The sequence below is a fragment of the Rhodopseudomonas palustris genome (assembly GCF_034479375.1).
In the GTDB taxonomy this organism is placed as follows: domain Bacteria; phylum Pseudomonadota; class Alphaproteobacteria; order Rhizobiales; family Xanthobacteraceae; genus Rhodopseudomonas; species Rhodopseudomonas palustris_M.
Genome location: NZ_CP140155.1, coordinates 1,725,949 through 1,738,369 on the forward strand (window position 1 = coordinate 1,725,949; position 12,421 = coordinate 1,738,369).

The following is a 12,421-nucleotide window of genomic DNA, read 5'->3' on the forward strand; positions in this document are numbered from 1 at the left end:
TCACCCCAAACGAAGAAGGCCGGCGATTGCTCGCCGGCCTTCTTGACTCGTCACTTGCTCGCGGCCTGATCAGGCCTTCTCGACCTGATCCTTGGCGCGGGGCTTGGCCTTGCGGGACGCGCCGCGCTTCTTGGCGCCCGGCAGATTCTCGGGCTTCGGCGTCACCGGGCCGTCGAGGAATTCGAAGGCGATCTTCTCCAGCTCGACGCCGGCGACCGCCTCGTCCTTGACCAGCACCACCTTGACGTGGCCGCCGCCCTTGAGCTGGCCGAACAACACCTCGTCGGCCAACGGCTTCTTGATGTGCTCCTGGATCACGCGCGACATCGGCCGCGCGCCCATCTGCTCGTCATAGCCGTGCTGCACCAGCCAGGCCTTGGCCTCGTCGGTCAGCTCGATGGTGACGTCGCGATCGGCGAGCTGCGCCTCGAGCTGCAGCACGAACTTCTCCACCACCATGCCGATGACGTCGGCATTGAGATGCGCGAACGACACGATCGCATCGAGACGGTTGCGGAATTCCGGCGCGAACTGCCGGTTGATCGCCTCGTGGTCGTCGCCTTCGCGCTTGTTGCGGGTGAAGCCGAATGCCTGCCGCGCCAGATCGGCGGCGCCGGCATTCGTCGTCATGATCAGGATGACGTTGCGGAAGTTGACCTGCTTGCCGTTGTGATCGGTCAGCCTTCCGTGATCCATGATCTGCAGCAGCACGTTGTACAGATCGGGATGCGCCTTCTCGATTTCGTCGAGCAGCACCACGCAATGCGGGTGCTGATCGACGCCGTCGGTCAGCAGGCCGCCCTGATCGAAGCCGACATAGCCGGGCGGCGCGCCGATCAGCCGCGAGACGGTGTGGCGCTCCATATATTCCGACATGTCGAAGCGCAGCAGCTCGACGCCGAGCGACGAAGCGAGCTGCTTGGCGACTTCGGTCTTGCCGACGCCGGTCGGGCCGGAGAACAAATAGCAGCCGATCGGCTTCTCCGGTTCGCGCAGGCCGGCGCGCGCCAGCTTGATCGAGGCCGACAGCGACTCGATCGCCTTGTCCTGACCGAACACCACGCGCTTCAAGGTCGTTTCGAGATGCTTCAGCACCTCGGCGTCGTCCTTCGACACGCTCTTCGGCGGAATCCGCGCCATCGTCGCGACGGTGGCCTCGATTTCCTTGATGCCGATCGTCTTCTTGCGCTTGTTCTCCGCCACCAGCATCTGCGCCGCGCCGGATTCGTCGATCACGTCGATCGCCTTGTCCGGCAACTTCCGGTCATGGATGTAGCGCGACGACAGTTCCACCGCCGACTCGATCGCCTCGTTGGTGTACTTCAGCTTGTGATAGTCCTCGAAATAAGGCTTGAGGCCCTTGAGGATCGCGATCGCATCCTCGACGGTCGGCTCGTTGACGTCGATTTTCTGGAACCGGCGCACCAGCGCGCGGTCCTTCTCGAAGTGCTGGCGGTATTCCTTATACGTCGTCGAGCCCATGCAGCGGATCGTGCCTGATGCCAAGGCAGGCTTGAGCAGATTCGAGGCATCCATCGCGCCGCCGGACGTGGCGCCGGCGCCGATCACGGTGTGGATCTCGTCGATGAACAGGATCGCGTTCGGGTGCGCTTCGAGTTCCTTGAGCACCTGCTTCAGGCGCTCCTCGAAATCGCCGCGATAGCGCGTGCCGGCCAGCAGCGTGCCCATGTCGAGCGAGAACACCGTGGCCGCAGCGAGCACTTCGGGCACTTCCGAATCGACGATACGCTTGGCGAGGCCTTCGGCGATCGCGGTCTTGCCGACGCCGGCTTCGCCGACGAACAGCGGGTTGTTCTTCTGCCGGCGGCACAGCACCTGGATCGCGCGGTTGATTTCGGAATTGCGTCCGATCACCGGATCGATCTTGCCGTCGCGGGCCTTCTTGTTGAGGTTGACGCAATAGGTCTCGAGCGCGTCGCCCTTCTTCTTGGAGTCCTCGCCGCTCTTGGTCTCGGTCTCCTCGTCGACGCCGCGCACCGGCCGCGCCTCGGAGACGCCGGGACGCTTGGCGATGCCGTGGCTGATGTAGTTGACCGCGTCGTAGCGCGTCATGTCCTGCTCCTGCAGGAAATACGCGGCGTGGCTTTCGCGCTCGGCGAAGATCGCGATCAGCACATTGGCGCCGGTCACCTCTTCGCGGCCCGACGACTGCACATGGATCACCGCACGCTGGATCACGCGCTGGAAGCCGGCGGTCGGCTTGGCGTCTTCGGAACCGTCGGTGACGAGATTCTCGAATTCGGTTTCGAGGTAGTTCACCAGGCTCGCGCGCAGCTTGTCGAGATCGACGCTGCAGGCGCGCATCACCGCGGCGGCATCGGAGTCGTCGACCAGAGAGAGCAGCAGATGCTCGAGCGTGGCGTATTGGTGATGTCGCTCGTTGGCGATCGCGAGCGCGCGGTGGAGGGATTGCTCAAGGCTTTGCGAAAATGTTGGCATCTCGTCCTCTGTGGCCCCCGCTCATCATGATCGCCGCCGCAACGTCGCGCAACAACAACCTTTCGACATATAGTGTCGCAACCCGCCGACGAAAGCCCCGTTCCTTTCCGTGTCGGGCAGCGCACCCAGCAAGTCCGGGAAAACCCGCTAACAGAACCGATGCAAGAGCCGTTCCGAGTTCAGCGACCTCACCCCACCTATTTCTTTTCCATCACGCACTGCAGAGGATGCTGGTGCTTTCGCGCGAAGTCCATCACCTGCGTCACTTTGGTCTCGGCGATCTCGTAAGTGAAGACGCCGCACTCCCCGATGCCGTGATGATGAACGTGCAGCATCACCTTGGTCGCCGCCTCGATATCCATCTGGAAGAACTTCTCCAGCACGTGAACGACGAACTCCATCGGCGTGTAGTCGTCGTTCAGGATCAGAACGCGATACAGGTTCGGCCGCTTGGTCTTCGGCTTGACCTTGGTGATGACCGAGGTCGTCGGGCTGCCGCCGCTTGAGCGCCCGCCTTCGCCCGCCATACGGGTCAGGCAGTTCGATGGCCCGGCGGATGCGGGGACGGAGTCGGAATATGAAATTCGTTGCAGCATGGCTCAGGTATTCGAATCCCCAGGGAACTCATCGTCACCGGAACCGCAACGCGCACAAAATGTGATCGACGATTCAGCTCCGGCTGTCCGCCACCCCGGCGGGCCGATCCGACAGGACCGGGTACCGCAAATATGGGTCCACACGCGGTGCGCCGCAAGCGCGGAAATTCCGGAGGCTGTCCAAACAGCGTTCCGCCCACCGAAACCGTGAGGGTTAACGCATCCCTGCCGATTCGCCCGCAATCGCGGTGGAGCCGTTTGCGGGCGATTCACCTTGGGCGCGGGTCCGACAGCATTTGTCATGCAATTTAGCGACTTTCGCAGATCGGCTTTACTCGCCGTTCAGCGGTAGAATGGAACATCCCGGCGATCTTCTTACAGTCGGGAATTTGCAGATGTCGCTGACGTCCATAGCCCCTTGGTCGAGGGACGTTTCGAGCCGCTTCGTCAAGGCGGAGGGAGGCAACGTCGCGATCATCTTCGCGATCGCGCTGTTGCCGATGATCGGCTTCATCGGCGCGGCGATCGACTATTCCCGCGCCAACAAGGCGCGCACCTCGATGCAGGCGGCGCTCGATTCGGCCGCCCTGATGGTGTCGAAGGATCTGTCGTCCGGCGTCATCACCTCCGGCCAGGTGTCGGCGAAGGCGAACAGCTATTTCGCCAGCCTCTACAACAACACCGAAGCTCCCGGCATCACCGTCACCGCGACCTACACGGCGAAGGACAGCACCGGCTCTTCGACCGTCCTGCTCACAGGCTCCGGCGATATCAGCACCGAATTCATGAGACTGTTCGGCTTCCCGACGCTCGGGATCGGCAGCTCCGCCACCGCAACCTGGGGCGGCACTCGGCTGCGCGTCGCGATGGCGCTCGATGTCACCGGGTCGATGGTTCAATACGGGTCGACCAAACTCGCCGAAATGCAGAAGGCCGCAAAGACCTTGGTCGACAACTTGCGCGCCAACGCGAAGGACGCCGAGGACGTCTATGTCTCGATCGTGCCGTTCGCGCAGATGGTCAATGTCGGCAGCGCCAACAAGAACGCGTCCTGGATCAAATGGGACTATTGGAATAGCACGGCTTTTAGCTGCAGCAAGTCGCGCTACACCAGCAAATCGACCTGCCAGAAGAACGGCGGCACCTGGGCGGTGTCCAGTACCAGCACATGGGGCGGCTGCGTCACCGATCGCGATCAGCCGGCGGACACCACCAAGGACGCACCGACCACGACGGCCACGAAGTTTCCGGCGGCCGACTACGATGCCTGCCCGGCGCAAATTCTGCCGATGACCTCCGCCTATTCGGCGAGTGGCGCTCAGACCATAAAGGACAAGATCGATGCGCTGCAGGGCAATGGCGGCACCAATCAGCCGATCGGCCTGCACTGGGCATGGATGTCGCTGCAGAACGGCGATCCCCTCAACACTCCGGCCAAGGACTCGGATTACAAATACACCGACGCGATCATTTTGCTGTCGGACGGCATGAACACGATCGACCGCTGGTACGGCAACGGCTCGAGTTGGTCGAAGGATGTCGACGCCCGTCAGAAGCTGCTCTGCGACAACATCCGCACCGCCTCCGCTGCGAGTGAGACGAAGACCGTGATCTACACGATTCAGGTCAACACCGACGGCGACCCGGAATCCGAGATTCTGAAATACTGTGCCGACAGCGGCAGTTTCTTCGCCACCACCACCGCCTCCGGCATCAGCACCGCCTTCGCCCAGATCGGCAACTCGCTGTCCAAGCTGCGCATCGCCAAGTGAGCCCGGCCCGCCAAGACGGCCGGGTTCGCTCCCGCGTTAAAGCAACGTCCGAAGACCGGACCGCTCAGAGCTCATAAGAGCGGTATTATTTGCCGGCTAGGCTGACCACGTCGCGCCGAATCGGCGGTCGCTGTTCTTTGCATTGCACCATTCTGGTCGGGACTCGCGCCGGGTGCCCGGCCGATTTGAACGAAATCCTCGGGTTTGCCGCAACGGATGCTTAACCTTTTGGAAACGCGCCTCCCCTAACCTCTACCTCTGATTGTTCGCGCTCTTGAGAAAAAGCTGCGTTAACACAGCCGCTTAATCTCGACCGTTCGTCCTCGACTCGATGGGGCGGGCTTCCGCGGCTGAACTCGAGGCCGAACCGGGAAGCGTTGCCGCCGTGACGGGCATAATTCTGCCTCACGGTCCGGTGATTGATGAAAGATCGGACGGGGACGTTCATGCACCGCAACACCTATGTCAGCTCGCGGGTCTTGCGAGTTTGCGTACTCGGCTTGGCCACCATCGCCGCTGCCGTCATCGCAACCACCGACACGGCGGACGCCCGGCGAAAACACCGCTCCTCCCGGCATCACGTCGAACGCAACAGCTACAATCCGGCCTTCGCCTCGATCATCGTCGACGCCAACACCGGCGCCACGCTGAGCGCGACCAATCCCGACGCGCTGCGCCATCCGGCGTCGCTGACCAAGATCATGACGCTCTACATGCTGTTCGAGCGGCTGGAGGCGGGCAAGCTGTCGCTCGACAGCGAGATGGAAGTGTCTGCGCATGCGTCGTCGCAGGCTCCGACCAAGCTCGGCCTGCGCCCCGGCCAGAGGCTGCGCGTCGAAGATGCGATCAAGGCCCTCGTCACCCGTTCCGCCAACGACGCCGCCGTGGTGATCGCCGAAACCGTCGGCGGCAGCGAGACGGACTTCGCCCGGATGATGACGCGCAAGGCGCGCGCACTGGGCATGGCCCGCACCGTGTACCGCAACGCCTCGGGCCTTCCGAACGACGATCAGGTGACCACCGCGCGCGATCAGTCGATCCTCGGCCGCGCGATCCAGGATCGCTTCCCGCGCTATTACCGCTACTTCGCCACGGCGTCGTTCAACTATCGTGGTGCGTCGATCCGCAATCACAATCGCCTGCTCGGCAATGTCGAAGGCGTCGACGGCATCAAGACGGGCTACACCCGCGCTTCAGGATTCAACCTCGTCACCTCGATGCGCCGCGGCAACCGATTCCTCGTCGGCGTGGTGCTGGGCGGCCGCAGCGGCGGTTCGCGTGACGCCATCATGCGCAGGCTTCTCGCCGAAAATCTCGATAAGGGCGCGACCCGGCGCATGGTCGCCGCGATCGTCGAACGGGCGCCGTCGCAGACACAGGTCGCAGAAGCAGACGATACGCCGGATACTCGCCCGTCGCCGACCGTCCAGGTCAAGGGTGCCGTCCAGGTCGCATCCGCCGCGCCGGAGCCGATCGAAACGGTGGCCCGCCCCGTCCCGCCCGCTCCCGTCACCCGCGCCATCGCAGCCAGGCCCGAGAAGCCGGAGCCCGGCCCCTTCAACAGCGGCACGATCGAGACCAAGCCGCTGTCGCTTATCCCCGGCTCGTTGGAGCCGATGAAGCCGGTCCGGGTGAAGACCGTTCAGGTCAAATCGGCACCGATCAAGCTCGCGTCCGCCGTCGCCGCACCGCCCGTCACCAACGCTATTCTGGTGCCACGCCGCGAGATCGCCGAAACCTCCGCCGCCGCAATCGCCAAGGCCGACTTGGTCCAGCAGCCGGCCAATCACGGCACCGGCAACGGCATACTCGGCGTGTTGCCCGCCTCGCGAGTGACCCCGTCGAACGCCCAGGCGATGGCCTCGGTCGAGCCGGCGCCCGCACCGTCGCCCAGCACGGTTCAACAGAACGGCGCGATCAAGTCGGTGACCCATACCGGCTGGATCATCCAGGTCGGCGCGCTCGAGAGCGAGACCCAGGCGCTGGCACGGCTCGAAGCTGCGCGCGATCAGGCCCGCGGCATGCTCGGCAAGGCCGATCCGTTCACCGAGACTGTCGTGTCCAAGGGCGACCGCAAGCTGTATCGCGCCCGCTTCGCCGGACTTGGTCGCGAAGAGGCCGAAGCGGTGTGCCGAAAGCTGAAGCGCTCCGACATCTCCTGTTTCACCATCAAGAACTAAGTCGCCGCTTTTGATCGTCTCGCAACGCGGTCGGGCCCTCGCCCGGCCGCGTTGGCGTTTGCGCGGTCACGGCTAACATCGGCGAGACGAGATCCCGTGCGCCGTCGCCGCGGGAAACCACTCGTCAATCATTGCGCGATAAAACTCGGACAACAGCCACGCCGGAATCGGCGGGCATGAGGTGTCAGCAGAGAACCAGAGCCCTCGCAGTCTGTAGCGTAGAGTTGCGTTGCCGGAGTCAACTGCGATGCGTGCGAAGCAAAGTATCCTTGGCCGCGTTTACACGGGCGGCAAGGTACGTCGACCCCCCTTGGTCGGGATGCAATTTCTTCATCAGGGCGCGGTGAGCGCGGCTGATGTCGTCCGGCCCCGCGCCCGGCTTCAGGCCAAGGACCTCATAGGCCTCCTCGGCCGTCATTTTGCCGCTCGACGCCTGGCTTCCACGCCCCCCTGCCGCGTCTCCCTGCGCGTTCTGACGCCAGGCGGGAAACCGGCGGTCCAGATAGCTTTCAAGTAGCGCACAGCTCTCGGCGTCGAAGCCGGCCATCATCGCGGCGAGTTCCGAAAGATCGAACTCGTCCAGCGAGCGGCCGGCATGGGCTCCGGTCAGGATGCGGCCGTTGACCGCACCGCTCTCGTGGTCGAGCGTCATTTCCAGCGCGGACGTGCGGACCTGCGAGGTCTGGCCGGGCGAGCGCCGGCCGGCCGACCCGAACACTCCGCCGAGCCTGCCGAAGCCGGTATTGCCCATCGGCGCCCAGCCGAGCAGGCCGGCGCCGAACAGGCCGAGCGGGATCGCCACCGCCAACTGGCCCTTGACGCCGGTGAACAGGGCCGCCGCAAGCGTCACGATGCCGCCGGCGACCTTGATCGCGCGCGCCAGCACGGCCGGGTTGGCCGACCGGACCATCTGCAGCAGCATGTAGAGAACGAAAACGGCGACGATGCCGACGATCAGAGTCATGGACTCAATATAGGACGGCCGCCGTCAAAAAGCATCGCCGGGGCTATTTCATCTGCCCGAGCAGCAGTGCCGCACCCCCGCCTCCCCGGGCGAGCCGCAGCAACGCATCGCGGCCGCCGGCCGCATAGGCCGCAGCCGCCCGCAGCAGTTCGCGCAATTGCGCCGCCGCCCCCGGATCGAACCGGCACCACGCCCCGCCCGTCAGCCGCGCGATCTCCCGGAACGCCTGTTCGGCAACGGGGTCGTAGCCTTCCTGAAAGATGAACACCGGCACCTTCAGCATGCCCAGTTCGCCGGCTTTCGCGCAGAGATCGTCGACCGATTCTTCCATGGCGTCGCCGACGAACACCACCGCGCGCACGCCGGAGGCGACAGCCTCGCGGCGCGTGTCCGACAGCACGCGCCCGATCTGCGTATGGCCGCCGCGGCAGTCGATCCTGCCCATCAGCCGCGCCAGTTCGTCGCTGGACGAGATCCAGCCGCTGGCGCGGCATTCACTCAAGCCGCGGTAATACACCAATCTGATGTCGAGGCTGCCGATCGCCGCCGCTTCGCGGAACATGTCGGCCTGCAGCGCGCAGGCCATGTCCCAGGTCGGCTGCCGGCTCATCGTCGCATCGAGCGCAAACACCAGCCGGCCGCGTGCGCCGGCCGCCCCCGGCGTCATCGCCCGCGCCCTGGCGACGAAGGCCGCGATCTCGTCCGACGAATTGCTGGTCCGCACTGATCGATCGACAGTGTCCGCCAGCGGTCGTTCGGACGGTTTGGTCGGATCGTGAGGCATCAAAGCTCGCGCGTGATTACGCGGCTTATGTGGCGTCTGCCCCGGCGACGGTCAATGCCGGGAGCGCCGCGACGGCAGAAGTCTGCGGCTCACCTCACCTGCGCCATAGGGCCTGAGCCCGGTGCCTGCCGCGCCTTGACGCGTCCGGGCTTGGCTCCCTCGGTGTCGAGGAACTGATCGAGCGCGCTGGTGATCGACGCCTTGACGGACTCGGGGCCGCGGTCACTCATTTCGACGTGCTGAAAGCCGGTGTTGACCACGGTAATGCCGGCCTTGTCGCAGATCTCCTGATCCGGCACGACGCCGGGATCGGGCTTGAACACCGGGTCCTTGGAACGGAACGACAGAATTCTGAACTTGCCGTCGATCATGAACGGCACCCGCAGATTGTCCAGCGTCACCACTTTCTTGATCCGGTCGGGGTGCAGCTTGGCGTAGTACATCGAAATGTCCCCGCCGTTGGAATGACCGACCATCGTCAGGTGATCGTAGTCGGCATTGGGCTGCAACTCGGCGAGTTTCTTCACCGCGAATTCGATGTTGGCGATGCCGCGCTGATACACCGGCAGACGTCCGACATAAGGCTCGCCGACTTTCGTCATCAGCGGCGCATCGCTGTCGAGATCGTGCTGGATGCTCACCGCCATGTAGCCGCGCGCGGCGAACAGATTGGCGAGGAACGAGTATTCGGTGAAGCGGACGGTGTTTCCGTGATTGAGGACCGCGACCGGCAGTTCCAGCAGACCGGCGTCTGCCTGAAGCTCCTTGTCGCGCCGCACTGCGATGTCGACCGCGACCGGCCGGTTGCGTGCGGCATCGAAGAACGTGAGCGTCTCGTGACGGATCGCCCACTTCGAAGCGGTGAAATACGCTGCGGCCGTCACGAGGCACAGCGTGAGCAGAACGGCAATTCCGCGCGTCATGGTCCATCCTGTAACGGCGCAATACCAAGGCCCGAGGCTTCGTACGCCGATACCGCAACTATAAATCACCGCCAAATGACGGGAAGATCAAACATTAGGAGATTCCCGCTCGCCGCTTGTGCAACTGCACAATGCGAAGACATCGAAGGCTGTTTTTGCTGTCTCGGCAGCATCTTGCGGGATTGAATGAAGGTCACGGCAGGCTTCGGAAGCAGACGATTCCCTGCCATCGCAGCAAGCTGCGACCAAAGCACGAGGCGACCGCCCGCCTGCTACGCGCCGACGATGTCGTGTAGTTCGAGCGGCTTGTCGACCTGGGCGAACCATTCGGCGCGGTTGGCGGCGCGGCGACGCCCGCGTTCGTCGAGCGGCAGCTTCAATTGCCGCAGCAGGCTCGTGACTTCCTCGCGCGCGGTGACGTGACCCATGCTCGGCCGGGTCCCGAGGGTCGCCTCGGTGAGATCGTCGAGCGCCGTCAGTCCGCGCGGAAAGAACTCGCGATACACCACGCGTTCGGCGAAGCCGTCGAGCGGACGAAAGCCGATCTGCATCGCCAATTCCTTCAGACTGCCGGCGACGAGCTGATTGTTGCGCGATCCCATCGTCGACAGACGGTTGCGCACGACGATCCAGTCGGTATCGACGCCGTCGAGCTGACGCCGCCTGCGGCGGGCATCGAGCACCATCGACGCATAGTGGCTGGGGCCGGTGACCGAAAAGCCGGCGGGGTCGACCCGGCCCAGCACGTCGAAATCCAGAAAGCTGTCGTTGATCGGCGTGACCAGCGTATCGGCCATCGAATGCGCCAGCCGCATCAGATAGCTGTCGGCGCCGGGCGTATCGATCACGATGAAGTCGTGCGTGAGTTCGACTGCGGCCACCGCGTCGGCGAATTGCGCGAACTCGCTCGCCTCGTTGTCGGCGACCTGCATCGTCTCGCCGAGCTTGATACAACGATGCTCCGGCAATTCGAGGTCGAGCCCGGTATGCCGCGCCCATGTCCGGCGGTTGTCGATCGAGCGGGTGAAGCTCTGCTGGCGGCAGTCGAGATCGATCGTCGCGACGCGCTGGCCGGCTTTCAGCAGGGCCACCACGATGTGCAATGCCAGCGTCGACTTGCCCGAGCCGCCCTTCTCGTTGCCGAGGACAACGACGCGCGCCGAGCCGGACTGTGCCTGCGGAGCCTGAACCAGCATCGATCTCCCCTTGTGGATATCTTCAAAGCGGCGACCTCCGCGGTCAAGAAAATTGCGTGAACGCACTGCCGGATCAATGGCGTTCCCGCTTCATCATGAATCGTAACCGCGACGGCAGCCGTTCCGGGCGCCGGAAAACGCGTTGGTATTGGCGGCTGAAGGCGAGCTTTGATAAGATCGAAGTCCTCGACGCCGCCGTCCGGCAGCGCTTCATGCTTGCGAGCCCCCATGCCCCGTCCTCCTGTCGTCGCCCGCACCCTCCCTGCGCTTCGCCGCGCGCTCGACGATCTGCGGCGCCGCAACGCCACCGTGGCGCTGGTCCCGACCATGGGCGCGCTGCACGACGGCCATCTGTCGCTGGTGCGGCTGGCGAAGCGGCGCGCCACCAGGGTCGTGGTGTCGGTGTTCGTGAACCCGACGCAATTCGCGCCGCACGAGGATTTCGGCTCCTACCCGCGGACCTGGAAGGCCGACATGGCGAAGCTCGCAACAGAGAATGTCGACCTGATCTGGAATCCCGACGTTAAGACGATGTACCCGGAGGGCTTCGCGACCCGAATCGGCGTCGAAGGCCCCGCCGTCGCCGGACTGGAGGATCGCTTCCGTCCGCATTTCTTCGGCGGTGTCGCCACCGTGGTCGGCAAGCTGTTCCTGCAGGTCCGGCCGGATGTCGCCGTGTTCGGCTCGAAGGATTTCCAGCAGCTCCGTGTCGTCACGCGGATGGCGGCAGACCTCGACACCGGCGTCAAGGTGATCGGCGCGCCGACGATCCGCGAACGCGATGGCCTCGCGATGTCGTCGCGCAATGTCTACCTCACGCCCGAGCAGCGGGCGGTGGCGCCGACGCTGTACCGCGCGATGAAGGAGACCGCGAAATTGTTGAAGGCCGGCAAGAGCGCCGAAGCGGCGTTGGCGGTCGGGGCCAAGTTGATCACCGAAGCCGGCTTCGCGCTCGACTATCTCGAAGCCCGCCACGCCGACACGCTGGCGCCGGTCCGGTCGATCAAGGACGGTCCGATCCGTCTTCTGGTCGCCGCCAAGCTCGGCAATACAAGGTTGATCGACAACGTCGCGGTGTAGTTACAGTAGCCCGAGCTCTCGCAATTCGCGGCGCATCGGCTCAGGCATCGCCGCGATACTCTCGGCGGCCTTGCCGAGGTCGGGCGGCGCGTCGGCGGCGGTGAGATAGCGCCAGCCCTGAAACGGCCGCATCGGCCGCGGGCTCACCGGATGCACCTTCGGCTCCATGATCAGACGGCAGCGGCCGATGCCGTCGCCGTCCCGAAACGGCTCGATGCCGATCAGCTTCTCACGCGCGGCGACCTCGCCGCGGATCACCCAATAGATCGAGCCGCCGTCGAGCAGCTCGGCATCGCGCTTCGGCACCATCCGGGTGATGTGGATATGCTGGCGCGGCAGCCCCTGCTGGCGCGCCAGTTTGGCGCGATCGGCGACGCGGTCGGTCAGATCCTTCACCGAGTCGCAGCCGACCGCCAGCTTGATCAGATGAAGCGCCATGGTTCGGATCGATCCTGATGCGGGAGGG

Annotated in this window: 10 protein-coding genes; 3 read left to right on the top strand and 7 right to left on the bottom strand. The window is 64.5% G+C overall.

All coding sequences use genetic code 11. The features are described from left to right. Window positions 1-69: 69 nt before the first annotated feature. Both clpA and clpS read right to left on the bottom strand, forming a co-directional pair. Window positions 70-2,460 carry an ATP-dependent Clp protease ATP-binding subunit ClpA gene (clpA, locus tag SR870_RS07795; protein WP_322517428.1) on the bottom strand — a complete coding sequence of 797 codons (2,391 nt, stop codon included), beginning with the start codon at window positions 2,458-2,460 and terminating at the stop codon, window positions 70-72. 197 nt (window positions 2,461-2,657) lie between these two features. After that, window positions 2,658-2,987, bottom strand: a complete 330-nt coding sequence (gene clpS / locus SR870_RS07800; RefSeq protein WP_322517429.1) for an ATP-dependent Clp protease adapter ClpS — start codon at window positions 2,985-2,987, stop codon at window positions 2,658-2,660. Window positions 2,988-3,451: 464 nt separating this feature from the next. Between clpS and SR870_RS07805 the strand changes: the two genes are divergently transcribed. Beyond that, window positions 3,452-4,828, top strand: a complete 1,377-nt coding sequence (locus SR870_RS07805) for a pilus assembly protein (protein WP_322517430.1) — start codon at window positions 3,452-3,454, stop codon at window positions 4,826-4,828. A gap of 446 nt (window positions 4,829-5,274) precedes the next feature. After that, entirely contained in the window at window positions 5,275-7,008 is a 1,734-nt protein-coding gene (locus SR870_RS07810) for a D-alanyl-D-alanine carboxypeptidase (RefSeq protein WP_322517431.1), read from the top strand. A gap of 238 nt (window positions 7,009-7,246) precedes the next feature. On the opposite strand, the gene SR870_RS07815 is transcribed toward SR870_RS07810, so the two are convergent. From SR870_RS07815 to SR870_RS07830, 4 genes are all read right to left on the bottom strand, one after another. Next, window positions 7,247-7,972, bottom strand: coding sequence for a DnaJ domain-containing protein (locus SR870_RS07815; protein WP_322517432.1), 726 nt, complete (start codon window positions 7,970-7,972; stop codon window positions 7,247-7,249). A 43-nt stretch (window positions 7,973-8,015) separates the two neighbouring features. Beyond that, window positions 8,016-8,756: a VWA domain-containing protein gene (locus tag SR870_RS07820; RefSeq protein ID WP_322517433.1), complete on the bottom strand. Its 741-nt coding sequence runs from the start codon at window positions 8,754-8,756 to the stop codon at window positions 8,016-8,018. 89 nt (window positions 8,757-8,845) lie between these two features. Further along, entirely contained in the window at window positions 8,846-9,679 is an 834-nt protein-coding gene (locus SR870_RS07825) for an alpha/beta fold hydrolase (RefSeq protein ID WP_322517434.1), read from the bottom strand. A 272-nt stretch (window positions 9,680-9,951) separates the two neighbouring features. Next, complete coding sequence (locus tag SR870_RS07830) at window positions 9,952-10,875, bottom strand: division plane positioning ATPase MipZ (RefSeq protein WP_322517435.1); 924 nt, start codon at window positions 10,873-10,875, stop codon at window positions 9,952-9,954. Between the two features lie 228 nt (window positions 10,876-11,103). On the opposite strand from SR870_RS07830, the gene panC reads away from it, so the two are divergent. Continuing rightward, window positions 11,104-11,955: a pantoate--beta-alanine ligase gene (gene panC, locus SR870_RS07835; RefSeq protein ID WP_322517436.1), complete on the top strand. Its 852-nt coding sequence runs from the start codon at window positions 11,104-11,106 to the stop codon at window positions 11,953-11,955. Here panC and SR870_RS07840 read toward each other — a convergent pair whose 3' ends face one another. Further along, window positions 11,956-12,393 carry a DUF1489 domain-containing protein gene (locus SR870_RS07840; RefSeq protein WP_322517437.1) on the bottom strand — a complete coding sequence of 146 codons (438 nt, stop codon included), beginning with the start codon at window positions 12,391-12,393 and terminating at the stop codon, window positions 11,956-11,958. Between the last annotated feature and the right edge of the window lie 28 nt (window positions 12,394-12,421).